The 23,251-nt window shown below is 69.3% G+C and carries 23 protein-coding genes; 9 read left to right on the forward strand and 14 right to left on the reverse strand.

Annotation, left to right across the window (positions count from 1 at the left end; genetic code table 11):
• Positions 1 to 12: 12 nt before the first annotated feature.
• Positions 13 to 804, forward strand: coding sequence for a Stf0 family sulfotransferase (locus tag ACQP2T_RS01015; protein ID WP_433514310.1), 792 nt, complete (start codon positions 13 to 15; stop codon positions 802 to 804).
• Here ACQP2T_RS01015 and ACQP2T_RS01020 read toward each other — a convergent pair.
• The 7 genes from ACQP2T_RS01020 to ACQP2T_RS01050 all read right to left on the reverse strand — a co-directional run bounded on the left by ACQP2T_RS01020 (position 785) and on the right by ACQP2T_RS01050 (position 9,132).
• Positions 785 to 1,441, reverse strand: a complete 657-nt coding sequence (locus ACQP2T_RS01020) for a DUF5825 family protein (protein ID WP_433514311.1) — start codon at positions 1,439 to 1,441, stop codon at positions 785 to 787. The two genes, ACQP2T_RS01015 and ACQP2T_RS01020, sit on opposite strands and share 20 nt — an antisense overlap.
• Positions 1,438 to 3,372: a RiPP maturation radical SAM C-methyltransferase gene (locus tag ACQP2T_RS01025; RefSeq protein ID WP_433514312.1), complete on the reverse strand. Its 1,935-nt coding sequence runs from the start codon at positions 3,370 to 3,372 to the stop codon at positions 1,438 to 1,440. Before ACQP2T_RS01025 ends, ACQP2T_RS01020 begins: the two co-directional genes overlap by 4 nt.
• Positions 3,373 to 3,411: 39 nt before the next feature.
• Positions 3,412 to 4,179 carry a hypothetical protein gene (locus ACQP2T_RS01030; protein WP_433514313.1) on the reverse strand — a complete coding sequence of 256 codons (768 nt, stop codon included), beginning with the start codon at positions 4,177 to 4,179 and terminating at the stop codon, positions 3,412 to 3,414.
• Entirely contained in the window at positions 4,176 to 5,285 is a 1,110-nt protein-coding gene (locus ACQP2T_RS01035) for a multinuclear nonheme iron-dependent oxidase (RefSeq protein WP_433514314.1), read from the reverse strand. Before ACQP2T_RS01035 ends, ACQP2T_RS01030 begins: the two co-directional genes overlap by 4 nt.
• Positions 5,282 to 7,252, reverse strand: a complete 1,971-nt coding sequence (locus ACQP2T_RS01040; RefSeq protein WP_433514315.1) for a B12-binding domain-containing radical SAM protein — start codon at positions 7,250 to 7,252, stop codon at positions 5,282 to 5,284. Before ACQP2T_RS01040 ends, ACQP2T_RS01035 begins: the two co-directional genes overlap by 4 nt.
• Before the next feature lie 89 nt (positions 7,253 to 7,341).
• On the reverse strand, positions 7,342 to 7,497 hold the full coding sequence (locus ACQP2T_RS01045; protein WP_433514316.1) for a hypothetical protein: 156 nt from the start codon (positions 7,495 to 7,497) through the stop codon (positions 7,342 to 7,344).
• A gap of 198 nt (positions 7,498 to 7,695) precedes the next feature.
• A complete protein-coding gene (locus ACQP2T_RS01050; protein ID WP_433514317.1) occupies positions 7,696 to 9,132 on the reverse strand; it encodes an amidohydrolase family protein in 1,437 nt (478 codons plus the stop codon).
• 157 nt (positions 9,133 to 9,289) lie between these two features.
• On the opposite strand from ACQP2T_RS01050, the gene ACQP2T_RS01055 reads away from it, so the two are divergent.
• The 4 genes from ACQP2T_RS01055 to ACQP2T_RS01070 are packed head-to-tail and all read left to right on the forward strand — an operon-like array spanning position 9,290 to position 12,493.
• Entirely contained in the window at positions 9,290 to 10,429 is a 1,140-nt protein-coding gene (locus ACQP2T_RS01055; protein ID WP_433514318.1) for a CaiB/BaiF CoA transferase family protein, read from the forward strand.
• A gap of 30 nt (positions 10,430 to 10,459) precedes the next feature.
• Positions 10,460 to 11,281, forward strand: coding sequence for a citryl-CoA lyase (locus ACQP2T_RS01060; RefSeq protein WP_433514319.1), 822 nt, complete (start codon positions 10,460 to 10,462; stop codon positions 11,279 to 11,281).
• Entirely contained in the window at positions 11,274 to 12,137 is an 864-nt protein-coding gene (locus ACQP2T_RS01065) for an extradiol ring-cleavage dioxygenase (protein ID WP_433514320.1), read from the forward strand. Before ACQP2T_RS01060 ends, ACQP2T_RS01065 begins: the two co-directional genes overlap by 8 nt.
• Positions 12,134 to 12,493 carry a hypothetical protein gene (locus tag ACQP2T_RS01070; RefSeq protein ID WP_433514321.1) on the forward strand — a complete coding sequence of 120 codons (360 nt, stop codon included), beginning with the start codon at positions 12,134 to 12,136 and terminating at the stop codon, positions 12,491 to 12,493. Before ACQP2T_RS01065 ends, ACQP2T_RS01070 begins: the two co-directional genes overlap by 4 nt.
• A gap of 4 nt (positions 12,494 to 12,497) precedes the next feature.
• Here the strand turns inward: ACQP2T_RS01070 and ACQP2T_RS01075 are convergent, their stop codons facing one another.
• The 3 genes from ACQP2T_RS01075 to ACQP2T_RS01085 form a co-directional block, all read right to left on the reverse strand.
• Positions 12,498 to 13,298 carry an IclR family transcriptional regulator domain-containing protein gene (locus ACQP2T_RS01075; protein ID WP_433514322.1) on the reverse strand — a complete coding sequence of 267 codons (801 nt, stop codon included), beginning with the start codon at positions 13,296 to 13,298 and terminating at the stop codon, positions 12,498 to 12,500.
• Between the two features lie 118 nt (positions 13,299 to 13,416).
• Entirely contained in the window at positions 13,417 to 13,821 is a 405-nt protein-coding gene (locus tag ACQP2T_RS01080) for a cellulose binding domain-containing protein (protein ID WP_433514323.1), read from the reverse strand.
• 89 nt (positions 13,822 to 13,910) lie between these two features.
• A complete protein-coding gene (locus ACQP2T_RS01085; RefSeq protein WP_433514324.1) occupies positions 13,911 to 14,888 on the reverse strand; it encodes an antibiotic biosynthesis monooxygenase in 978 nt (325 codons plus the stop codon).
• A gap of 41 nt (positions 14,889 to 14,929) precedes the next feature.
• Here ACQP2T_RS01085 and ACQP2T_RS01090 point away from each other — a divergent pair, with 41 nt between their 5' ends.
• Positions 14,930 to 15,565 (forward strand): nucleoside deaminase, encoded by a 636-nt coding sequence (locus ACQP2T_RS01090; protein WP_433514325.1) that lies wholly within the window; start codon positions 14,930 to 14,932, stop codon positions 15,563 to 15,565.
• Between the two features lie 9 nt (positions 15,566 to 15,574).
• On the opposite strand, the gene ACQP2T_RS01095 is transcribed toward ACQP2T_RS01090, so the two are convergent.
• Together ACQP2T_RS01095 and ACQP2T_RS01100 are read right to left on the reverse strand one after the other, a co-directional pair.
• Positions 15,575 to 16,627 (reverse strand): trypsin-like serine peptidase, encoded by a 1,053-nt coding sequence (locus tag ACQP2T_RS01095; protein ID WP_433514326.1) that lies wholly within the window; start codon positions 16,625 to 16,627, stop codon positions 15,575 to 15,577.
• 196 nt (positions 16,628 to 16,823) lie between these two features.
• Complete coding sequence (locus tag ACQP2T_RS01100) at positions 16,824 to 17,219, reverse strand: winged helix-turn-helix transcriptional regulator (RefSeq protein WP_433514327.1); 396 nt, start codon at positions 17,217 to 17,219, stop codon at positions 16,824 to 16,826.
• Positions 17,220 to 17,319: 100 nt separating this feature from the next.
• Between ACQP2T_RS01100 and ACQP2T_RS01105 the strand changes: the two genes are divergently transcribed.
• From ACQP2T_RS01105 to ACQP2T_RS01115, 3 genes are all read left to right on the forward strand, one after another.
• Positions 17,320 to 18,144, forward strand: a complete 825-nt coding sequence (locus ACQP2T_RS01105) for an NAD(P)H-binding protein (RefSeq protein WP_433514328.1) — start codon at positions 17,320 to 17,322, stop codon at positions 18,142 to 18,144.
• 145 nt (positions 18,145 to 18,289) lie between these two features.
• A complete protein-coding gene (locus ACQP2T_RS01110; protein ID WP_433514329.1) occupies positions 18,290 to 21,106 on the forward strand; it encodes an ATP-binding protein in 2,817 nt (938 codons plus the stop codon).
• Between the two features lie 187 nt (positions 21,107 to 21,293).
• Entirely contained in the window at positions 21,294 to 21,914 is a 621-nt protein-coding gene (locus ACQP2T_RS01115) for a hypothetical protein (protein ID WP_433514330.1), read from the forward strand.
• A 73-nt stretch (positions 21,915 to 21,987) separates the two neighbouring features.
• Here ACQP2T_RS01115 and ACQP2T_RS01120 read toward each other — a convergent pair whose 3' ends face one another.
• Together ACQP2T_RS01120 and sigJ are read right to left on the reverse strand one after the other, a co-directional pair.
• Positions 21,988 to 22,221, reverse strand: coding sequence for a hypothetical protein (locus ACQP2T_RS01120; RefSeq protein WP_433514331.1), 234 nt, complete (start codon positions 22,219 to 22,221; stop codon positions 21,988 to 21,990).
• Positions 22,222 to 22,253: 32 nt separating this feature from the next.
• Positions 22,254 to 23,156 (reverse strand): RNA polymerase sigma factor SigJ, encoded by a 903-nt coding sequence (gene sigJ / locus ACQP2T_RS01125; RefSeq protein ID WP_433514332.1) that lies wholly within the window; start codon positions 23,154 to 23,156, stop codon positions 22,254 to 22,256.
• Positions 23,157 to 23,251 lie beyond the last annotated feature (95 nt).

Consider the following 23,251-nt stretch of genomic DNA (forward strand, 5'->3'; position numbering starts at 1 on the left):
TAGGTATGGACTGTGGCCCCTTTTTTCCGGACCAACAGCCTGGAATTCGACTTCCCGCCGTTCGCCGGACTTCCGCCGACCCGCTATGTCCTGGCCGCGGCGCCGCGCTCCGGCAGCAATATGCTCGTCCGTACGCTCTGGCACACCGGGCTGGCCGGTTTCGCCGACGGGTATCTGGCGGACACCCATGTTCTCGACTATTTCGAGCGCTGGGGGTTCGACAGCGACGATCCGGAAGGCCGGGTGAAAGGCTATGTCGGTCGGTTAATGACCTGCCGGACCAGTCCGAACGGAGTTTTCGGCATAAAGGTGCATGGCGAGCACTTACAGGGACTCGAAGTCGATCTGGACGAGCTTCTCATGTCGCCCCAATACATCTGGCTAAGGCGCAGGGACCGGATCCGGCAGGCCATCTCGTACGTCCTGGCGAAGCAGACCGGCGTCTGGATCGTGGACGGGATCTACCTGTCGACCAGCCGGGCGCGGTCCGAGCCCCACTACGACTACGCCGAGATCCGCCGCCACCTGCAACACCTCGACGACGAGACGAGGGCGTGGCAGCAGTATTTCGACCGCCGCGAACGCGTCCCGCACGTCGTCTACTACGAGGACATGCTCGCCGACTACCCGGAAACCGTCCTCGGCTGCCTGCGGCACCTGGGCGTCGACCCGCCCGAATCCCTCCCCGAGCCCGGCATAAAGCGCCAGGCGGGTGCGGTCACCGAACGATGGGTGGAGATGTTCGAGCGGGACAGCGCCCAGGACGGAAACGAAGCACTGACCCTTAGGGGATCGTCGAGCTGAGCGGCCAGCGTCTGATCCGGTACGGCGTCCACCACACGTACCGCCCCACCTGATGCAGCAGGTCCGCCCGCAGATACCGCTCCGTCACCGTCGGCGCCAGGCTCGCCGCCCGCACCCCCCGCAGCAGCGGCGCGATCGCCTCCTCGCGGTTCGGGTTGCGGATGACGAGGCGCCTGAACGAGCCCGTCCGGCGGTCGCGGATCTCGATGAAGCCGGGGCCGAGCCGGTAGCCGCACTTCGCGATGTGGAAGGTGTCGCGCCACTCGGCCGCGATGCCGTCCCCGGCGGACCCCGCGTACACGGCCGCCGGAGGGTGCAGGTGGCTGAGCGGCCGCCAGCCGTCCGGGCCGACCGACATGCGGAGGGTCCAGTCGACCGCGATGCCGTGGCTGGTCAGCTCGCGGATGACGGCGAGGGCGGCCACCGCCGCCGCGCCGCCCGGGTCGTCCAGATCGACCATGTCGTCCAGCTGGGCGAGCTGGACGCCGTCCGCCGCCAGCCGGGACGCGGTCGCGAGGGGGTCGCCGGTGACGTTCACGCGGCCCGCGTACATGCCCCGGACGCGCATGGCCGCCGGGTCGCGATCCTTCCACAGCGTCATCGGTACGTGCGCCGGGAGTGTGGCGTCGGTGCTCATCGGGGTGTCCCCACTGGTACCGCGGCCTCCGAGAGTGCTGGTACGAGCGGTTCGCCGCGACTGAGATTCTCGCCGTCGAGCCGCATCAGGTCCTGGTTGGCGACGGCCGGCGCGACGTGGACCGCCTGGCCGGCGTCGCAGAAGATCAGGCCGAGTTCGCGCCAGCGCGCGAGCAGCTCGTCGATCCGCTCCTCGGTCACGTCGTCGTGCCGGGCCGCGGCCTTGCGTACGAGCGCCGCCGGGCTGTGCGGCGTGTCGAGCAGGCGGAACACGGTCAGCTCCAGCGGTTCGGTGAGGTCGAGCAGGTGCCAGGAGAAGCCGGGCCGGGTGTCGACGAGGACGATGTGGTCGCCCAGGTCGCAGTGGGTCAGGCGGCTGCGCGGGTAGGCGTCCGTCCAGGCGGCGACGGCCGCGCGCAGGCGGTCTAGGCAGTCCGCGTCGATGCCGCGGCGCGGGGAGTCGAAGACGTAGACGAGGTCGGTGAGCTCGGCTTCGGGCAGATCGTAGATGTGCCGGTACTGCGCGGCCGGGCGGAGCTCCCCGAAACCCAGCTCGGGCCGGTCGAAGTAAGGGCTGAAGCGCTCGACCTTCAGCCGGGTGGCGTTCGACGGCGGCATGAGGTGGACCAGGGCGGGCACCTGGTCGATCACGCTGTCGTAGTCGGCCTCGGACTCCTCCGGGAAGCCGTAGAGGTAGTTCCAGTTCAGGTTGATGCCGACGGTCTCCGCGTCACGCAGCAGCCGGACGTTCAGGCAGCCAGTCACTCCCTTGTCCATCAGGGTGAGCACCCGGCTGCTGAGGTTCTCCACGCCGGGCTGCATGTAGTCGATGCCGGCCGCGCGCAGGATCTCCAGCTGGTCGCGGCGCAGATTCGACTTGATCTCGTAGCCGATCCGCAGGTCGTAGCCGGACTCCTGGAGGCGCGGCGCCATCGACGTCAGGTAGGCCATGTCGAGGATGTTGTCGGTCACCCACACGTCGAGGACCCGATGCCGTTCGACCAGGCTGAGGATCTCCGCCACGAACCGGCCTGGGTCCTTGCTGCGGAACTGCATGAGCGAGCCGTTCAGTCCGCAGAACGTACAGTGGTGCTTCTCGCCCCACCAGCAGCCGCGCGAGCCTTCGACGGTGAGCCGCGGTTCCACCCAGGTGCCCGCGAGGGACCTGGCGTGCTGTTCGAAGTAGTCGCCGAAGTCGGGCGGGACCAGTGCGTCGGGCGGTAGCGGCCGGGCCTCCACCGCGTTCACGACCGACTCGCCGCTCGGTCCGCGCCAGCACAGTCCGGCGATCTCGCTGACATCGCCCCCGTCCCCGCCGTCGGCGCAGATCGCGGAGAGCAGCTGCGGGAAGGCCAGCTCGCCCTCGCCGCGTACGACGAAATCGATGAACGGGAAATTGCGGTGCATCGCCGCGCCTTGCGGACCCTCGCAGTTCGCGCCCCCGAACACCGTGACGGCATCCGGCGCCTGCCTCTTGACCGCGCGCGCCGCCGCGAGGGCCGCGGCGTTCTGGGCGAAGGTGGCGGTGAAGCCGACCACGTCCGGCGTCATGGCCGCGATCCGGGCGGCGGTCTCCTCGATGAACAGCGGCGCCAGCTCATGGAGCTGCGTCGCCTTGGCGAGCATCGGCTCCGGCACGCTGCCCCCGAGGAACTCGGCGAACTCCGCCACCTTCCACCGAGGCCGCTCGTTCAGCGCCGCCGAGAAGATCCACTCGCTGTGACCGGAGAAGTAGGAGCTCACGAAGGTGTCGTACTCCTCGAACGTGAAGCCCACGTGCTCGTCCACCCAGTCGATGTAGTCGAGCTTGGCATGGACGACGTCCACATCGGCGTCCGGGAACACGTCGAGGACCCGGCGCTTGAGCACACCGAGCGAGAGCGACGGCGCGTCGATCGACGACCACGGCATGTCCACCAACACGATGTGCATGGGTTTGTCCCTCATCTCCAGGTCGTACGTCTTGCCGGGTCACCACAGGCCGCGCCGGGACAGCGCGCGACGTGCCGCGTCGCTCTCGGCCGTCTGGGTGGCCGCGAATGCCGCGGCCACGCGCTCGGAGATCACGCCGCGAGTGACCCCGGCGGGCGTGGCGAAGTACGCGTACGGCACGCCACCCGCTTGGCCGACGCTCGGGGTGGCCTCGCCCCAGAACGCGAGGGAGACCGGTGCGTACCGGCGCAGGGCGGCGTGACCGCGGCCGGTCTCGACGATCCCCTCGCTCTCGATGACGAACGACAGCGGCTGCTCGCACGCCAGCGCCGCGAACAGGGCGATCATCAGCTCGTGGCCCACGGTCTCCCGCAGGATCGTGGCGTCAGCAATCCGCTCCTCCGCCAGGTCGAGCAGGAATGCGGCGAACGCCTCCTCCACCGACACCCCGGCCCCCGAGTACGGGACAAGCCGGAATCTGGTGAAACGCGGCGACCCGAGGAAGCCGTCGAGCAACTCCGCGTCGCCGATGCCATCCGCGGCCAAGGCGGACACGCTGCGCGGGAACGCCGACGCCAGGCTGCCACCCGCACCGAGCCGCCAGATGGTCGAGCGGAACCGGCGGGCGGCGGCGTCGAGCTCGTCCAGGTCGATGGTCTCCAGGCACTCCAGCTCGCCCGCGTCCGCCGCCACGGCCGCGGCGCCGTCGGCGGCGAGCCGCTCCCGCAGCCGGCTGTCGAGCAGCAGCCGCATGATCAGGTCGGCGAGCTGCTCACCGTCGAGTGACCGCACGACCGGAGTACTCATCGCGCCGCCCCATCCGGCCGCGTCGATCCTTCCGAGTGCGCCGCCCCATCCGGCCGCGTCGATCCTTCCGAGTGCGCCGCCCCGTTCGGCCGCGTCGACCTCTCCGAGTGCGTCGCCTCATCCCGCCAAGCGCCCACCAGCGCCTTCAGGCGGCCGTAGTTCCGCCGCGACTTCTCGACCAGCCGGCCGTCGTCGCGGAACATCGGGTCCTCATAGGTCACGCCGAGCAGGTTGGGGCAGCGCGGCAGCAGGTAGTCGGTGAGTTCGAGCTGCTCGTCCAGCAGCACCCCGTGATGCAGGTCGCGGAACTTGCCCTTCACGATCTGGCAGCCGGACAGGTGCAGCTCGCGGCAGCGTTCGAGCGGCAGCGCCTCGATGTCGTCGACCATGTGGCGGCCGGTCCGCCCGCGCAGCCACTGGTAGCTGAGCAGGTGGCCCACATCCAGCGTGACGTGCACGTCGGCGTCGTCGGCGAGCCGCCTGAAGTACGCGAAAGCGTCGAGGTGCCCGAGAACGAACGACCCGCCTTCGGTGAACCCGGGGAACTCGACGTGCAGCGGCAGCTCCAGGAGGCGAGCCGTCTCGGCCACGTTCCGCGTGGCGATCTCCAGGCCCGGCTCGGTCAGTGGCGGCGGCAGCGGGTACGGCAGCGGACAGCCCCGGAGGTTCCAGATGCCGAGGTCCTCGACCACCCAGCGGAAACCGTAGCGAGCGGCGAGTTCGTTGGTGAACTCGGCCGCGGGTCGCCGGTCGTAGCGCTCGGGCGTGCCCATGTTGAACTCGGTCTGATGGAAGGCCCGGCCGAGCCCGGCGGGCAGCGCCTGGAAGAAGCGGTCATAGGTGCGGATGTAGTCGGCCGCTCGCGGGATCGCGCGTGAGCGGGGCTGGTAGGCGAAGGCGGCGTAGGCGAAGTCGTCGCCATGGCGCTCGGCGAAGGTCCGCACGCGCGGCGTGATGTCCCCGCCGTCGTCCGTCTCCACGAACCCGACGCCCCGCCGGCCGAGCGACCCGCCGCCCCACGGCATGTCCATGAGGAGGCCGAATCCCAGCCTGGCTGGGCCGGTCTCGCCGGCCCGCATGGTCCCGGTCGTGATGTCGGTCGTCATGTCGGCCTCCTGACGGGCTCGCCGCTCGCGACCACCGGCGGAGCCTCCCGATGCTCCTCATCCGCGCGTTCTGTGTCCGCGTGTTCCGCGTCCGTGTGTTCTGTGCCTGCCGTCGCCTCGACCAGGCGGGCCAGCAACCGCCCTCCCTGGGGGGTGCGCGCCACGAGTACGCCGTCGGCGCGCTGCTCGACGTCACGCCGCGGCAGCGCGTAGAACCGCTCCCAGACCAGGTCGGCCACCAAGATCCGGCGGTACGTGTCCGCTTCGCGCTTCGCCCCCGTGAACCCGGCCGCGTCGACGTCCGCCGGCACCGTCCGTACCCATGGATACGGCCTGACGGCCGCGACGGTGGCTCGGGCCCCGGCGCGGCGGGGCAGGATCGCGCTCACCTTGCCCGGTTTGACCGTGTGGAAGACGCGCATCAGGCGGTCGAGCGCCTCCGCCCGAGTGGGCCCGCCAGGCACCGTCAGGGGATGCCCGACCCGCCCGGAAAGGTAGCTCAGCTCCGGATTGCCGGAGAGCGCGCCCGAGGTGTCCAGCGACAGGCCGAAGCCGTCCGGGTCCCCCGCCAGCCTGCTGCCGGGCTCGGACACCATGAGCTCCAGCGCGTCGATGCCGATGCGCTCCTGGTTCGCCGCGAGGAAGCGCAGGGACTCCTCGAACTCGGCGGGCGTCTCGTCGAAGACGTACCCCATCACCGAGAACCGCAGGACGATGCCCGCCGCCGCGACGTTCTCGACGATCCGCTGGTAGTCGTCCGCCCGCACACCCCGGTCCATCAGGTCGAGCAGCCGCTGGGAGGTCCCTTCGTAGCCGACCGACATCAGCTCGCACCCCACCTCGGCGAGGCTCCGGCAGAACTCGGGGTCGGCCAGGGTGGCGTCCAGCCTGCTGCGTACGCCGAATCCCACGTTGAGGCCGCGCTCGCGCACCTCGCGCATGGCCTTCACGATGAGCCGTAGGTTGGTGTTCTCATCGGAGATCGACACGAAGGCCGCGCCCGTGTCGCGGACCACGCTCTCCACGGCGTCGGCGATCTGGCGCACCGTCCCCTGCTGGTAGGCGCCCGGTGCGAGGGACCGGTTGCCGTACGAGCAGAACGCGCACCGCCCCCAGTAGCAGCCGACGCACGAGATGATCGCGACCTCCATGGTCTCGTTGAGGTACGACCGGACCGGCAGCCCGGCGAAGTCGGGCGGCCCGAGGTCGTGGAAGCGCAGCGTGACCGGCTGGTGGGCGGGTGTGCCGTGCGGCAGCCAGGTCATGCCGGGGACCGTGTCCGCCGGGATGTTCCCGTCCAGCGCGTCCAGCCAGCGTTCGAGGGGCTGCTCGCCGGCGGTCCAGCACAGCGCGTCCACCACGGCTTGTACGCCGGGCAGCCGCGCCAGCTCCTCGTGCCGGAGCATCACCTGCTGGCCACCGAGGCAGATCTTGGCCTCCGGCCGCAGCCGCCTGATCCAGGCGGCGATGAGCAGCGCGGGGGCGAGCTGGCTGAAGAACGCCACGGACAGGCCGACCACGCGCGGCAGGTGCCGGGCCAGCAGCGCCTCGACCATGAGATGCAGCCGCTCAAGCGGTATCCCCGACGCGGCGGGCGGTAACCGGGCGGACCGCCGCGCCGCGTCGTCGAGCTGGGCCAGATCCTGCCACGTCCGGACCAGGAACGTATCGCGCACCAGCAGCTCGATCGCGTGATGGGCGAGCCTGACCGCACGAGCGGGGCCCAGCTCTCCGGCCGGCTCCTTTCGCAGGACATGCGCACGGAGCTCGTCGACGTATCGGGCCACGACGTCGGCCATCGCCCCTCGGTACCAGGTGCCCGCCCCCTCGTCCGGCTGCTCGCGCACCACGTCGCCCAGCAGTTCCGGATGCTCCAGCAGGTCGTGCAGGAGGGCGATGTTCAGATCGGCCTGGTGGACCCGCCGCCCGTGCCGCCGTAGATGACCGGTGAGATAAGGCAGGCTCAAATAGGGAAAGAACCTGGCTTCGGTCTGCGGCGGAAACAGGAGCAGAACGTCGGCGTCGCGCGATTCCACCGGACCGGCCGACAGCCTCGTCAGCCCTTGGGTAGGTCGCCGGTGTCCTCCGCCGCCTTGTAGGTGTAGGAGTGGTATGACCCGCTGAGCTTGAGCTCGCTGGATTCGATCACCTCAAGCTGGTCCAGCTCGGTGAATTCGTCGTCGATGACCATTTCGGGTTTCACCGCGGTCACGGCGCCTCCTCGTGGGAATCTGCCAGGCAGTCTGGCGGTCCCGGCGGCAGTCAGCGCATGGACCGCACCCTTCTTAACCTGTTCAACGATAGCTACGTCATTCCGCACGTCAATAGCCGTCGAAAGCAGCCAAGGAGATGCATCTATTCCGGCCGGACATTAAATCGGGCGGGCCGATTCCAGAATGAAGAGTATTCGTCACCCGGCGGTGTGGGTCGAGGTGCTGTGGTAGTCGGTATAGGTATACGGATTATCGAGGATGGTCGTCTCGGGAATGTCAGGGTTCATCCCCTTCTGCCACGCCTCCTCGCCCATTGTTGAGCGCAGATACTCCACCGTCCGGTCGGTCGCACGGCGGGCCGCGGCGAGGTCGACGCCGACCAGGCGGTGCTCGTGCTTCACCACCCGGCCGTTGACCAGAACCGTGTGCACGTCCCCGCGCTGGGCCTGGAACGCGACGTGCCCGTACGGGTTGAGCAACGGGAACGACACCGGCGAAGCCTCGTTCTTGATGAGAACCAGGTCGGCCTTCTTTCCGGCGGCGATGACGCCGAGATCGTCGCGGCCGATGGCGCGGGCGCCGCCGCGAGTCGCCCACTCCACGACCTGGTCGGCACGCAGGCTGCAGTGCGTGACGGTGTCGCCCTTGGCGTGCGCCTCCAGATGCCGGCGAGAGCGGTCGGCGCCGAGGGTGGCGCGCATGGCGGAGAACAGGTCGCCGCTCCACCAGACGCTGGTGTCCATCGACAGCGACACCGGGATGCCGTGGGCGCGGATGGTCCAGGTGGGCGGGTAGCCCTGGCCCGCGCTCTGCTCGCTCTCGGTGGAGACCGAGATGGAGCCGCCGGTGGCGGCGATGCGGTGGTAGGAATCGGCCGACAGCGACGCGGCATGCACGTACACGGTCTCGGGCGTCATGAAGCCGTGCTCGTGCATGAGCCGGATGCCGTCGTCGCCGGTGGCGCCCCACACTCCGGCATGCGTGGTGACCGGGACGCCGAGTTCGCGGGCGACCTCGAAGGCCGGCCGCTCGGGAAAGGCGGGGTCGCCCAGGACGTCGAAGGCGAGCTGGAAGCCGAGCAGGTCGTCACCGGTGATCCGGCGCCGCACGAAGTCGCGGAACTCCGGCGTGCCCGTCCACTCCGCGGGCGGCTGCTGGATGTTGCCGTACGCGAGGACGTACCGGCCGGGCGCCGACCGGAGCGCGTCCACGGCCGCGTCGGCGTGGTCGACCGTCTGGAGACCGTGCGACCAGTCGACGACGGTCGTGACCCCGGCGTCCACGGCTTCGAGCGCGGCCAGCAGGTTGCCCGCGTGCACGTCCTCGGGCCGGAACAGCTTCCCGTGCTCCAGGTAGTACCAGACGAAGTACTGCGTCAGGGTCCAGTCCGCGCCGTAGCCGCGCATGGCGGTCTGCCACATGTGCCGATGGGTGTCGATCATCCCGGGCATGACGATGCCGTCGCTCGCGTCGATCTCGACGGCATTGTCCGGCGCCTGCAGATCTGGCCCCACGGCCGCGATCCGGTCGCCGGCGACGAGGACGTCCGTGCGGGGGAGCACCTGCCGCCCTTCGTCCATCGGGAGCACGGTGCCGCCACGCAGCACCACGGGCCGTCCGTCCATCGACTCCATCGCCCTCTCCTTACCGCCTCGCGCCGCATTGGCGAACGACTGTCCGCTGTACGGTCAGCGCAACTCTAGAAGCGCGGGAGAGGATGTCAAGCAGAGGATTTCCCGGTTAGAGTGCAACGGACCAATGTCCGTTCAACGGACGACGGAGGGTGAGTCAATGAGTGATGGGCCGCTGTCAGGAGTCCTGGTGGCCGACTTCTCCCGGATCCTGGCCGGTCCGTACGCCACGATGCTGCTCGCGGACATGGGCGCCGACGTGGTCAAGGTCGAGGGCCCGCAGGGGGACGACACGCGTACGTGGATGCCGCCGGTGCGCGAGGGCGTGTCGACTTACTATCTCGGCGTCAACCGCGGCAAACGGTCGATCGCGCTGGACCTGCGCGACCCGGCCGACGCGGCGGTGGCCAGGGAGCTGGCCCGCCGCGCCGACGTGCTGATCGAGAACTTCAAGCCGGGCGGGCTGGCCAAGTTCGGCCTCGACTTCGCGTCCGTACGGGCCGCCAACCCGGGCGTCGTGTACGCCTCGATCACCGGCTTCGGCTCGGGCGCCGGGCGCGACGTGCCGGGCTACGACCTGATGGTCCAGGCCATCTCCGGCCTGATGAGCCTCACCGGCGACGCGGACGGGCCGCCGTACCGGGCCGGGATCTCGGTCTTCGACGTCATGGCGGGCAACCACGCCGTCATCGGCATCCTGGCCGCGCTGCGGCACCGCGACGCCGTGGGGCAGGGGCAGTTGGTCGAGGTCAACCTGCTGTCGTCGGCGCTCACCGGGCTGGTCAACCACAGCTCGGCTTACGTGGCGGGCGGCACCGTGCCGTACCGGATGGGCAACGCGCATCCGAGCGTGTTCCCGTACGAGCCGCTGCCGACCGCGGACAACGACCTGATCATCGCCGCGCCCAACGACGGGTCGTTCCGCCGGCTCTGTGAGGTTCTCGGCATCCCGGACGTCCCCAGCGACCCACGGTTCGCGCGCAACGTCGACCGGGTGGCGCACCGCGAGGAGCTGCGGCCCATCCTCGTCGAGCGGCTGGTCAAACGGGGCGCGGTCGAGTGGTTCCAGCTCCTCGTCGAGGCGGGGGTGCCGAGCGGGCCGATCAACACGATCGACGGGGGCTTCGCGATGGCCGAGCGCTTCGGGCTCGACCCGGTCGTGGCCGCCGGGGAGGGGGAGCGCGCGATGCCGACGACGCGGCATCCGATCAGGTTCTCCGAGACTCCGGTGAGCTACCGGCTGCCGCCGCCCGACCTCGACGAGCACGGCGAGGAGCTGCGCGAATGGCTGACCTCGTGAACGGTCACCCCACGACCTGGAGCCGCGCGCATGGCTGACTCCGTGAACGGTTATCCCACGGCGCTCGGCGCGTCGACGCCGACGTCGATCACGCTCCTCGGCCACAACCTGGCCGAGGAGGTCATGGGCAAGGTCGGCTTCGGCGAGCTGGCCTTCTGGCTGGCCACCCAGCGGCGGCCGACGCCGGGCGAGACCCGCGTGTTCGAAGCCGTGCTCGCCGCGCTGGCCGACCACGGGTTCACGCCCACGGCGATCGTGACCCGGCTGACGTACCTGTCCGCGCCCGACTCCGTACAGGGCGCGCTGGCGGCCGGGCTGCTCGGCGGCGGCTCCCGCTTTCTCGGGGTCACCGAGGACAGCGGCCGCTTCCTGCACGACGTGCTGACCTCGCTCGACGGCCCGCCGCCGGACGACGACGCCGGGTGGGACGCCGTCGCCCTGGACGTCGTGTCGGCCCAGCGTACGGCGGCGCGGCGCATCCCCGGCCTCGGCCACCACGTGCACAAGGAGGTCGACCCCCGGACGCCCCGGCTGTTCCAGATCGCCGAAGAGGAGGGGCTTCTCGGGCCGCATCTGTCGCTGTTCGCCGCGATCGGCCGCGTTCATCCGCGAGTGCTGGGCCGTACGTTGCCGCTCAACGGGGCCGGGGTCTGCGGCGCGGCGCTCGCCGACCTGGGGCTGCCGCTGGAGCTGCTGCGTGGGTTCGCGTTGCTGGCCAGGACGGCGGGGTTGATCGGGCAGCTGGCCGAGGAGCTGCGCCGCCCGGTGGCCAACGAGATCTTCCTGTCGGTCGACCTGAACCACCGCTCCGTCTCACCCGAGCCACATCCCCCAGGAGGTTCGCATGGCTGAACTGGTCGCGGTGATCGCGTCCACCCACCATCCCTTCTTCTACCGGGCCAGCACCGCCACCGGGGAGGACCGTCCGCCGTTCGCGGACGAGTGGGTACGCAAGGTGGAGGCGTTCCGGGAGACGCTGACCCGGGCCCGCCCGGACGTGTTGGTGATGGTCGGCTCGGACCACTTCCACCAGCTGTGGCTGGACAACATGCCGCAGTTCCTGGTCGGCAAGGCCCCCTTCTACGACGCGAACTTCTACAACGAGGAGCGCGAGTTCGGCCTGCCGAGGATGCTGTTCAAGGGCCAGGAGGACCTGTCGGCGTACGTGCTGCGCGAAGGCATGGATGCCGGGTTCGACCTGGCGTTCTCCAACGAGCTGCGGATCGACCACTCGATCACGTGCCCGATCATCACGCTCCGGCCGCAGAACGACCTGCCGATCGTGCCGATCTACACCAACATCTTCGCGCCGCCGTTACCGCGCCCGGCCAGGTTCGTCCAGCTCGGGCGGACGATCCGGCAACTGGTCGAAGCGTGGCCGGCCGACAAGAGGGTGGCGGTCATCGGCACCGGGCACCTGTCGCTCGAACTCGGCGGGCCCCGCCAGTTCGGCCCGCACGGGCCGGACCCGGAGTTCGACCAGAAGGCCGTCGGCTGGATCGCGTCCGGGGACATCGAGGGCTGCCTGGCCGAGGTGACGCTGGACAGCCTGTGGACGCCGGGCAACGCCACCCACGGGTTCATGGACTTCATGTTGATGATGGGCGTCGCGGGCGAGGGCAGGAAGGCCGACTACGTCGACACGTACGACCTGTTCCACACCATGGAGGCCTACTTCACCTGGTATCCGACCGGAGGCGGCTCATGAGCAAGTATCTGCTCGACAAGTTCCTGTTCACCGTCGACCGCGATCCCGAGCTCGTCGAGCGCTACCGCGAGGACCCGCGCGGCACGGTGGCGATGTGGGAGGCCGACTATGCCAACCGCATCCTCAACTGCCACGACGGCGAGTCTTCCACCTGGCTGCGGTTCGACGACGTCGAGCGCGAGGCGCTGGCCACGCATGACTATCCGGCGCTGTTCGGGCTGGGGGCGCACCCCTTCCTCACGCTCACGTTGTTCATCGCGATGTTCGAGCGGGACCACGAGCCTCTGGGATTCCAGCTTGAGTACGCCCAGCGGCTCGCGCATTTCGCCATGCCCTATCCCGACATAGCAACCTGATTCATCACGAGGCGGTGACTTCGGGCACCGTCTCATATTGCGCCCAGTCGGCACTGATCGCGCCGGCCGTGGTGAGCAGCAGCGGCAGGTATTCCTGGGTCAGTTTCCGTACGGAGGTCTCGGCGGCGTGCACGTTGACGTTGACGGACGCGATGACCTCGCCGAGCCCGTTGCGCAGGGGCGCGGCCACCGACCGGATGCCCAGCGAGAGCTCCTCGTCCGTGAGCGCCCAGCCCTTGGCGCGCACCACCCGCAGCGCGGCGTCGCGCTCCTCCGCGTCCGGCTCCCAGCGCGGCTGGATGCCCGAGCGGCTCGGCTCGGCCAGGACCCGGCTCACCTCGGCGGGCGGCAGCGCGGCGAGCAGCACCTTGCCGAGCGAGGTCTGCAGGGCCGGGAACCGCGTCCCGATCTGCACCCGAAGGGCGACGATCTTCGGCACGGCCACCCGTGCGACGTACACGATGTCCGACCCGTCGAGCTGGGCGATCGAGGAGGACTCGTTGGTCTGCTCGACCAGCCGCTCCAGATGCGGCCGGGCGACCTCCCACAGGCCCATCGAGCGCACGTACGACATGCCGAGCTCCAGCACACGCGGGGTGAGGGCGAAGCCGCCCTGCTCGGCCCGCGCGTATCCCAGCTCCTGCAGGGTCAGCAGAATGCGCCGGGCCGTCGGACGGGCCAGCCCGGCCGCGGTGGCCACCTCGGTCAGCGACATGCTCGCCCGTCCCGGCTGGAACACTCTGATGACATCGAGGCCACGGGCCAGCGCCTCGATGAAATCGGGTCCGGTCTCGGCGCGCGCCATGGGAGGTCTTCCTCTGCTCGGTTGTCCGCATGGCGGCGGCGTCCCGGCCGTGGCACCTGCGGCGAATCGCCTGATTATACCAGCGGGCGACCGCCAGCCGGACACTTGTCCGAGCAGGTCAGCTGATCACCGTCACCGTGTAGTTGACCTCGCATCCGACGTCCTGGAAGCGGAAGTTGGTCGCGTTCGCGTACGGGCCGTCCAAGGTGGCGTTGAACCCGAGATTGAAGGTCGTGCCCCAGGGGATCGACGGGTGGTAGACGGGGTTGGCGACCGTGACGGAGCCATCTCCTGGCACCGACCAGTTGCCGTTCCAGGTCTCGGTGATCCGCTGGCCATTGGGGAGGTCGAACTCCAGGTACCACGGGGGCCCCAGCGCGACCACCTTGAAATTGTGCAGGGCCATGTCGACCGAGACGCCGGTGTCCCAGGTCGTGGCGTTGTAGTCCACCGCGCAGGGGAAGCTCAGGGACGTGGCTCGGGCCGGACCACCGAGGAGCGTGGTCAGGAGGAGAGCGGTCATCCCGGCACCCAATAATCGCCTTGTCGAGCGCATGGTTCGGCCTTTCTGGGACGAGGGGGTCGCCTTGCAGGGAGATCGTCAGCCGCGGCTCAATCAATGTCAACAACCGCGCCGACCAACCCGAAGACGGCGATGAAGACCGCGTAGCAGAGCACGATCACGACGGCGCCCACCACGTTCGCGCGGGCGGAACGGCCGGGTACGAGCCATGCCGCGAAGACCCTGTTCACCAGCGGCATGGCCAGCCACGTCAGGACGGTGACACTCAACACGTTGCTGAGGAACATGGCGAGATATCCCGGCAGGTGCGCCATCGTGAACCCACGGACCGCTGTCAGGCTGAGGATCATCACCGTGGGATAGAGAACGAGCAGCACGGTCATGGCCTGTTTCCAGCTCGGCGGGGCGCCGTCTCCCGCTTCGCGGCCGAACTGGAACCAGCCGCTGAACGCCGACTGGACCTTCCGCACGTCGTAGTCGACGAAGTAGTCGCGACCCTCCTCCAGCAGTCTCGCGCGGCTGTCGGACCCGAGCCATTCGTCCAGATGCTCACGCGTGTCGTAGCGCAGCAGCACGACCCAGCGATCCTGGACACCACTCACGGGCTCGAACTCCTCGGTGCCCATGAAGCCCGCGAACCTCTCCTGCGCTTTACGGACCTTCTCCTGCCAGCGCACGAAGTCGGCCTCGCGTCCCGGCCGCACATTGTGCGAGATCACCGCCGTGACGGCTTCCCGGACCGCAGTCCCCCCGGCGAGAACCTCCTGCGAAGCGGGCTCCTCCAGCATCGGGCGAACCTCGTCGAGCAGTTTCCGCCGCACCTCGGAATCAAGCCATGCGGTCAATTGCCTGATGCTGGAGAAGCGAAATACGACGACCCATGAATTCTGCTCGCCGGCGATCGGCGGATAAAGCTCGGTGCCCTCGAACCCGGGGAAACCACGGGCGATCTCGGTCGTCTTTTCCTGCCACCGCTCATAATCATTGTCGCGGCCTTGGCGAACTGTCGAGGAAATAACCACGGTCGCGCCCTGACTGTCGGGACTGTGGCCACCACCAGGCTTCATAGGGCCGAGTGTAGTGCAGCAGCGCCCGGGGAAGGAGCAGGATGCGGCGGTTGACCAGGTCGGCGAAGGGCCGAAACTTCAACCGCTTTTTACGGATCGGAGGGTTCGGAATGGACTCCAAGGATTTCATGGCGGAAGCGGTACGGCTCGCTATCGAGTCCGTAGAGAACGGTTGGGGCGGCCCTTTCGGTGCGGTGCTCACCAACGACGGAGAAATCATCGCCCGCGGACAGAATCGCGTCCTTCTCACGGGCGACCCCACGGCCCATGCCGAAGTGGAGACCATCCGCAAGGCCATTCAGATCTTGAATTCCCGGGCCCCCTCCATACCGGAGAGCCGGCAGAACGAATCGACACTGGAGCTCGTGCCGCGTCCTGAGGGATCCCCCGATCTCATGCCGGAGCGGGCCCGGATGCTCATGGGATACACGCTCTACAGCAGTGGCGCCCCCTGCCCGATGTGCATGAGCGCCATCTACTGGTCACGTATCGACAGGGTCTACTTCGCCTTCGACCTGGCGGCGACGAAGAAGATCGGCTTCGACGACGAGTTCCAGTATCAGGACTTCACCCGGCCTCTCGACGAGCGAAGGATCCTGATCCAGCAGGCTCAGCCCGAACTCGGCGCCAAGGCCTGTGCGGCGTGGATGAACAAGCCCGACCGGCACCCGTACTGACCGGGTTGTTCAGGTGATGGTGATGCGGCCGCTCCAGGTCGCGGCCGCGGCGCGGAAGATCAGGTACAGCCCGGTGTCGAAGTACGGGGAGACTCCCGTGTCGTAACGGCCGTCGCCGTCGGTGTCGGAGACACCGGTCGTAATACCGTTGAGGTAGCCGAGGCCCTGGTCGTCGCTGTAGGTCTGGAGCCAGGAGGAGCCGAGGGCGCCTTCGCCGGTGAACGGCGAGTCGACGCCGACGGGCTGGTCGGCGGGCGGGTCGGAGAGCCTCATGACGAAGGTCTGCCCGGTGGACCGCTCAAGGGTCGCGCCGGTGTAGGGCCGAGTCCCGTCGGGATTGGGGCCGGCGGGATAGCCGAAGACGTCGACGGTCGGCGTCGTCGTCTGGTCGATCGGCTGATTGAAGGCGAGGCCCTGCGCGCCGACGATGTCCGCCAGCCTCCCGTTGCTGGTCAGCGCTCCGGAGGCGGAGGGGACGACGCCGTAGTAGACGTTCACGAAGGCGAAGTCGCGGTCCTGGTCCTTGTACTGGGTGAAGTCGTAGTGGGTGAACGCCTGCTTGCCGACGTACAGACCGAACGGGGTGGTGCCTTCGGTGTATCCGGGCACGAAGGCCCACTTGTCGACCGTGGCCGGGGCGCCCTCCATGTCGTACACGCAGTGCGCGTCGGTGGCGACGAGGTTGCGGTATTGCGACTGCACGGCGGTGCCCGAACACCAATGCGGCTGACCGTCGGCGCCGACGAAGAACACCTTCCCCGAGGTCTGGGGCAGTTGCCCTTCCGCCTCTGGAGCCACCGGCACCACCAGACCGGGCTTACCGGACGGAACGACGGCGTCGGAGGTGCGCTCCCCGTGGACTTCGGTCGTCGGGGCATAGGGCGTGGCGCTCTTGAGGTTGGCGCCTCCGTCGGCGAGCCAGAACGTCGCGACCTGCTGCCCGTTCGCCATGCTGGCCAGCGGGGCCGACACCACGTCCGCGGCCTGAGCGGGTGTGGCGACGGCGGTGGCGCCCAGCAGTCCTACGCCGACACCTAGCGCGAGCAGCCTGCGTCGGATCATCGATCATCCCCGTTTCGTTGTGGCGCGTCCAGGACGGCCTCATCAGCATGGAAGCCGGTCTGGATCGACCAGCACCAAGATCGTAATCCGCGCGGGTCGCCTGGGGAAGACCTAATGCGAACTTATGTTCTACATCGCATGAACTTGGCGGCCGCCTGCGGAGCTGCCCCGAGCGGCCTGGCGTGCGGTCTTCGGGTCAGACTCGACGTGACTTCCTGGCGTCGTAGTCCAGTCGGGCCTGTTCGACCTTGTCCAGGTTGACCGACCAGTTGGCCAGCGTCTCGAACAGGGGTGCCAGGCTGCGTCCCAGTTCGCTGATCTCGTACTCCACCCGTGGCGGAACCTCGGGGTGGTAGGTGCGCACCACGAGCCCGTCGCGCTCCAGTTGCCGCAGTCGTTCGGTCAGCACCTTGGGGGTGATGGTCGTGATGCGGCGTTCCAGCTCCACGAACCGATGCCGCCCGAATTCGTTGAGCACCCACAGGATCGGTGTGGTCCAGCGGCTGAAGACGATGTCGACCACCGGAGTGATCGGGCACGCCTGCTCCGGGGGGACATCGGCAGAAGCCGGCCAAGGTGTGCTGTTGGTCACAATGAGCCTTCCTCGCCAATACTTTCCTCTAGGTACCTACTATTACAGCGCTAGTAGCTTCCATCGAGTCCACAGAGGACATCGGCCAACGGGAGTGAACATGATTGTGGTGACTGGGGCCACGGGCAACGTCGGGCAGCCGCTCGTGCGGGCGCTCGTCGCGGCCGGCGAGCAGGTGACGGCGGTGGCACGCGGGATCTCAGAGCTGGACGTATCGCAGGGGGTACGGCACCAGCGAGCCGACCTGGCCGAACCGGAGAGCCTCAAGCCCGCCCTGCATGAAGCCGAAGCGCTGTTCCTGCTGACTTCCCCCGACTTCATGGCGAACGGCGATCTCAGTGGCGCCATGAACGTCGTACGAGCATCCGACGTCCAACGGGTTGTGTTGCTGTCCTCCCATGGCGTGGGCACGCAACGCCACCCATCGCATCTGGAAGACGCCGTCAAGCAGTCGGGCCTGGAGTGGACGATGCTGCGGCCGGGCAACTTCGCCTCCAACACGGTCCAATGGGCCGGCTTGGTGCGTACGCGACGGGTGGTCACGGCGCCGTTCGGCGACGTCGCGGTGCCGGCCATCGACCCGGCCGACATCGCCGAGGTCGCCGCCGCCACACTGCGCGGGACAGGGCACGAGGGCAAGATTTACACGCTGACCGGACCGGCACCGATCTCACCCCGGCAGCAGGCCGCGGCGATCGGGGCCGCTCTCGGCGAGTCGGTACGGTTCGTTGAGCAGAGCCGCGCGGAGGCGCGGAACCAGATGCTGGAGTACATGCCCGAGCCGGTCGTGGAGGCCACCCTCGGTGCCCTCGGTAGCCCGTCCGCCGCAGAGCAGCGCGTCAGCCCCGACGTCGAGCGGCTCCTCGGGCGCCCGCCCCGCACCTTCGCCGAGTGGGCGGAGCGCAACATCGCGGCCTTCAAATAGCAGACCCAGGTCGCTTCTCGTGCGGCCGAGCCACCCCGCGGACTTGAGGCGGCTGGTGCTTTGGCGGGGGTTCGCGTGGGATAGACATGGATCATGTCCGGGCGATCCTCCCGGCCGAGAGCGGCGTGTCCGTGGGAGGCAGCAGGTGTTCGAGAGCCCGCGTCCACTGGTCGGCAGAACCGCCGAACTGGCCCACCTGTCGGGTCTCCTGGACGCCCGGAGGCAGTGGGTCTTCGTGTTGCTGACCGGTGAGCCGGGCATCGGCAAGACCCGGATGCTGGGCGCGTTCGCCGACCACGCGCGCGAACGGGGCATCATGACCATCGCCGGACGGGCCACCGAGTTCGAGCGCAGCGCGCCGTACGGGATCGTGCAGGACGCGCTCGCCGACGCCCACCAGCATCCTGACCTGGCCGGACACCTCGATGGGCTGCGCGCGCTGCTGTCGCGGGAGAGCGGGACGGGTGACCTGGCCGGTCTGGACCGTCACCGCCGCTTCCGCGAGATGCGTCAGGGCGTGGAGCGAATGGGCGAGTCGGGCACGCTGGTGGTCCTGATGGACGACGTGCAGTGGGCCGACGACGCCTCGGTGGAGGTGATCGACTATCACATCAGACATCCGCCGAACACGAACGCCGTGATCGTGCTCGCCTGCCGTACCGGCGAGCTGCCCAAAGGGCTGGCGCGGTCGCTGACCTCGGCGAACGTCGTCAACTTGCCGATCGGCCCGCTCTCGGCGGCCGAGGCCGACATCATGCTCACCGGGCAGCTGTCCCCTCCGGGGAGGCGGCAGCTGTCCCGTCCGGGAAGGCGGCGGCTGTACGAGCGCAGCGGCGGCAACCCGCTGTTCCTGGAGATCCTGGCCACGTTGCCGGATACCCCGGCCGCCGACCTCGCGGACGTGACCGAGACCGGTGCTCTCTCGGAGGTCACCAGGACCGATGCCCTTGACCGGTTGATCGTGGCCGAACTCGCCGGGCTGGACCCGGATCGGCAACTGGTGGCCCAGGCGGCGGCCGTCGCCGGTGACGACTTGGATGTGGCGTCCGTGGCGGCCGTGTCCGGGCTGGACCCCCGTACCGTCGAGCCGGCGCTGGACGAACTGGTGCGCCGCAGGGTGCTCGGCACGGCCGGGCGGGCGCTGGTGTTCAGGCATCCGCTGGTCCGCGCGGCCGCGTACCAGCTGGCCGGGCCCTCCTGGAGGAGGGCGGCGCATCGCCGGGCGGCGGAGCACCTGCTCTCGCGGGGCGCCTCGGACGTCCGCCGCGCGGTCCACATGGAGCACGCGATAGGCGTGGGCGACACGGACGGGGCCGCGCTGCTCGTCTCGGCGGCGGGGGCGGTGTCGGTCAACGCGCCCGCGACGGCGGCGCGATGGTTCCGCGCCGCCCTGGAGGCGTCGCCCGCTGACGCGACGCCGGAGCTGCGGATGTCGCTCGCCGCGGCGCTCGCCGTGTCCGGGCGGTTGGAGGAGGCCCGGGGGCTGTTGGACGAGCTCGTACGGGAAGGCGACGGCAGCAGGGACCAGGCGGTGGGGCTGCTGTCCGCGATGCAACGGTCACTGGGACGGCTGGAAGAGGCCAGGGCGCTGCTGACCGGCGAGCTGGCCCGGGTGGACGACTCCGTGGGCAGGCCGCCCCTCCTGGTGGAGCTGGCGGCTATCGACCTCTTGCAGGGCCAGTGGGACTCGGCGGCGGACAACGCCTCACAGGCCCTGGACCAAATCCTGGATCAGGCGAATCAAGCAAGCACCCGGTCTGGAACATCGGCCTCGGCCGTCACGCTGCTCGCTGTCGCCGAGCTGTACCGATGCCACTTCCCCGACGGCTATCGCCTGCTCGCCCGCGCCAAGACGCTCATGGACGCGCTGACCGACCGCGAGCTGTGCGACGACCTCGGCTTCGTGGCACCTCTGGCGTGGGGCGAGTTCATCGTCGACCACCACGACGACGCGCTGCGGCACCTGGCCCGCGGGTTGCAGGTCGCCCGTGACCACGGCCGCGACAACGTCGTCCCCCTGTTGCACGCGGCGCGGGCCATGGTCCGTTCCGCGCTGGGCGAGATCGAGGCGGCGCTGGCCGACGCCGAGGAGGCGGAGGAGATCGCGCGTCATCTCGGCAGCGCCGAGATGCTCGCGTTCGCGCACGTGGTCAAGTCCCGGCCGCTGCTGTGGCGGGCAGGTCCCGAGGCCGCCGTGCCGCTGGTGGAGGAGGTGCTGCACGGTCCGGGAATGCGCTCGGCGTGGTGGCGGACCATCGCCGACGACGTGGTGTCGGAGGTGCTGCTGTCGGTCGGCCGTCCGGAGGACTGCCGGCGCTTCCTGGCCGCCCGCGTCGGCGGTGATCCGTCGGGGCTCGGGCCCGGCGCGGCGAGTGTCTTCGCCCGACGCGCGCGGGCGGAGGCGGCCTGCGGCGACTTGACGGCGGCCGGGCAGTGGTACGAGCGGGCCGTCGCGGTCGTGTCGTCGGGAGCGCCGCCCGCCCGGTCCGCCGACGTCGAGACGGCCCACGCGACGCTGGCGATGGCCGCGGACCGCCCGCACGAGGCGGAAACGGCGGCTCGCGAGGCCGTGGAGTGTCTCGTCACGGCCAGGCTGCCCGTCGGCGAAGGCTTCGCCCGGATGCTGCTGGCGGAGGTGAGCGCGGACGCGGGCGACGTCCGCACGGCGCAGGAGCAGCTCGGTCAGGCCAAGGCCCTGTTCACCCGGGTCGGTGCTCCGTGGCCGGCGGCGCAGGCCGGGCGCAGGCAGCGCGGCGCCGCGGCCCATGGGGCGGGCGGGCGGCTGTCGGAACGCGAACGCGAGGTCGTCGAACTGGTCGGCGAGGGCCTGACGAACCGGCAGATCGGCGAGCGGCTGTACCTGAGCCCGCGCACGGTCGAGACGCACCTGGCCCGCGTCTTCCGCAAGCTCGGCGTCAACACCCGCGCGGCCCTGGTCCGCCGGTCGGCGGGTCAAGCGTGAGGTCACCTGGACATGGTGGATGGGCGGGCCCGGCCGCAGGATCCGTTGAACGACGTACCCCCTGATGGACCGGCATCCGTGAAATGACGGACCTTTCCGATTACGGGGCGATGGCTCTTCGCCGGTGAATGGCCACGTGGTGAGAATTCGGACGGACCAACCGAGCACCACGAACGGAAAGGCTTCCATGGGCACCCCCAGAAGACTGCTCACCGGATTACTCAGCGCCCTCATCGTCCTGACCGGCTTCGTCGTCGCGTCTGCGCCGGCCAGCGCCGACGTACTGATCTCCGAGGCGTCGCTCCACTCCTGGCACGCCAACAACCAGAACAAGACCATCGACACCAACGTCAAGGTCTACGCCAGCGGCAACGTCTACGGGGTCTCGACGGTCGAGTCGGGCGTCTACCTCACCGGCGTCCGGCTGTGCGCCAAGGCTCTGCTCCTCAACGTCGACGGCATGGTCATCGGTGAGGTCGGCGGCGACTGCTGGGGCGTCAACGGCACCATGCTCGGCTACTCCAAGCGCACGGAGAACTGGTCCGGGCAGGTCTCACCGGACATCGCCCAGCAGACGTACGCGGTGTCGATCGTGCACTGGAACAACGGCATCGACTGGGGTCAGGTCCTCGGCTTCGCCAAGTTCATCTGGACCGTGTACAAGACGCTCAGCACCGACGGCTCCGACGCCTCGGCCAACACCGTGGTCCTGCCCAACTACCAGCCCATCCAGTTCGCCGGCAACAACGGCAGCAGCGGTGGAGGTGGCGGCGGCAGCCCGCACAACCCCAAGCCGAACGATCCCTGACCGGAACCTCTTGGGGTGGCGCGACGACACACTCGCGCCACCCCTCCGGGCGTCATGTTGCTCCCCAGTCAGGTCAACCCATGTCCCGCGCCGACAACTTCTTGAAGACCATCAAGCACCCGGGGGAATGCCGATCGAACGACACCGACTCATCCTTCAGCTCCACCACCGGGGTGAACCCCACCAGTTCCCACCCATCCGCGCCGAGTTCGTCGCACTGCCGCTGCAATTCGCTGCGGCTGACCTTGCCGCCGAGTTGCTTCATCTTGTACTCCCACACCATGGTGCCTGCCTCTCGCGCGATCACCCGTCCAGGTAACCCCGGATCGCCGCGTGACGCTACCGCGCGGCCGCCGTCCAAGGTCGGAGCTTCTCCGGGTTGCGGACCGCCCAGATGCGCTTGATCCGGCCGTCTTCGACGTCGAACGCCGCCACCGTCACGGCGACGTCGTTCTGCTGAGCCACCAGACCGGGTTGACCGTTGACCGTACGCTCCAGGATGGTCAGGTCGGGCGCCCGGCCGGCGAGGGCGAGGATGTAGCGGGCGATCCGCTCACTGCCTTCGATCGGGTGGAGTCCGGCGCTGACCAGGCCGCCGCCGTCGATGATCGCCGTGGCGTCGGGGTCGAGCAGGCCGATGAGGGCGTCGATGTCCTTGGCTTCCCATGCCTGCTTGAAGTCCCTGACGATGCCGGCCTGCCGGGCTGCCGGAGCAGAGGGCGTGGCGCGAATGCGGCGGCGGGCCGAGGAGGCCAGCTGGCGACAGGCCCCCGGCGTACGGCCGACTATCTCGGCCACCTCGGCGAAGGAGTAGCGGAAGACGTCGTGCAGGACGAGCGCGACGCGCTCGGCGGGGGTCATCGAGTCGAGCACGATCAGGAAGGCCATCGTGATCGACTCGTCGAGGGTGACACGGTCCACCGGGTCGGCCGACCGGCCGGTGATCCACTCCGTGGGGTCGGGCAGTGGCTCGGGGATCCATTCGCCGACGTAGCGTTCGCGCCGGGTCCGCGCCGAGCCGAGCAGGTCCAGGCAGATGCGGCTGGCGACGGTGGTCAGCCAGGCGCCGGGGACTTCGATGGCGTCCTGCTGCTGCCGGGTCATGGCGTACCAGCGGGTGTAGGTCTCCTGTACGACATCCTCCGCGTCGGCCAGGGAGCCCAGGAGGCGATAGGCGAGATTGATCAGCTGGCGCCGCTCGCTCATGATCGCGCTCAGGCCCGGATCGGATGGGGTGGTCATGGTGCCGATGGCTCCCTTGCTCGCAGCTGCCCTCATCCGTTCGACGAGACCGCGCACCGGACTGTGAGGTGCGTCGCCTGACATTTCCAGCGGTT

Source organism: Nonomuraea sp. CA-143628 (genome assembly GCF_050942315.1).
Taxonomy (GTDB): domain Bacteria; phylum Actinomycetota; class Actinomycetes; order Streptosporangiales; family Streptosporangiaceae; genus Nonomuraea.

Coding starts and splice junctions, on each gene's coding strand:
- ACQP2T_RS01050 (WP_433514317.1), bottom strand. CDS start 9,132: ATGGAGTCGATGGACGGACGGCCCGTGGTGCTGCGTGGCGGCACCGTG.
- ACQP2T_RS01105 (WP_433514328.1), top strand. CDS start 17,320: ATGATTGTGGTGACTGGGGCCACGGGCAACGTCGGGCAGCCGCTCGTG.
- ACQP2T_RS01065 (WP_433514320.1), top strand. CDS start 11,274: ATGGCTGAACTGGTCGCGGTGATCGCGTCCACCCACCATCCCTTCTTC.
- ACQP2T_RS01115 (WP_433514330.1), top strand. CDS start 21,294: ATGGGCACCCCCAGAAGACTGCTCACCGGATTACTCAGCGCCCTCATC.
- sigJ (WP_433514332.1), bottom strand. CDS start 23,156: ATGACCACCCCATCCGATCCGGGCCTGAGCGCGATCATGAGCGAGCGG.
- ACQP2T_RS01035 (WP_433514314.1), bottom strand. CDS start 5,285: ATGACGACCGACATCACGACCGGGACCATGCGGGCCGGCGAGACCGGC.
- ACQP2T_RS01025 (WP_433514312.1), bottom strand. CDS start 3,372: ATGCACATCGTGTTGGTGGACATGCCGTGGTCGTCGATCGACGCGCCG.
- ACQP2T_RS01070 (WP_433514321.1), top strand. CDS start 12,134: ATGAGCAAGTATCTGCTCGACAAGTTCCTGTTCACCGTCGACCGCGAT.
- ACQP2T_RS01080 (WP_433514323.1), bottom strand. CDS start 13,821: ATGACCGCTCTCCTCCTGACCACGCTCCTCGGTGGTCCGGCCCGAGCC.
- ACQP2T_RS01060 (WP_433514319.1), top strand. CDS start 10,460: ATGGCTGACTCCGTGAACGGTTATCCCACGGCGCTCGGCGCGTCGACG.
- ACQP2T_RS01020 (WP_433514311.1), bottom strand. CDS start 1,441: ATGAGCACCGACGCCACACTCCCGGCGCACGTACCGATGACGCTGTGG.
- ACQP2T_RS01055 (WP_433514318.1), top strand. CDS start 9,290: ATGAGTGATGGGCCGCTGTCAGGAGTCCTGGTGGCCGACTTCTCCCGG.
- ACQP2T_RS01030 (WP_433514313.1), bottom strand. CDS start 4,179: ATGAGTACTCCGGTCGTGCGGTCACTCGACGGTGAGCAGCTCGCCGAC.
- ACQP2T_RS01095 (WP_433514326.1), bottom strand. CDS start 16,627: ATGATCCGACGCAGGCTGCTCGCGCTAGGTGTCGGCGTAGGACTGCTG.
- ACQP2T_RS01085 (WP_433514324.1), bottom strand. CDS start 14,888: ATGAAGCCTGGTGGTGGCCACAGTCCCGACAGTCAGGGCGCGACCGTG.
- ACQP2T_RS01075 (WP_433514322.1), bottom strand. CDS start 13,298: ATGGCGCGCGCCGAGACCGGACCCGATTTCATCGAGGCGCTGGCCCGT.
- ACQP2T_RS01090 (WP_433514325.1), top strand. CDS start 14,930: ATGCGGCGGTTGACCAGGTCGGCGAAGGGCCGAAACTTCAACCGCTTT.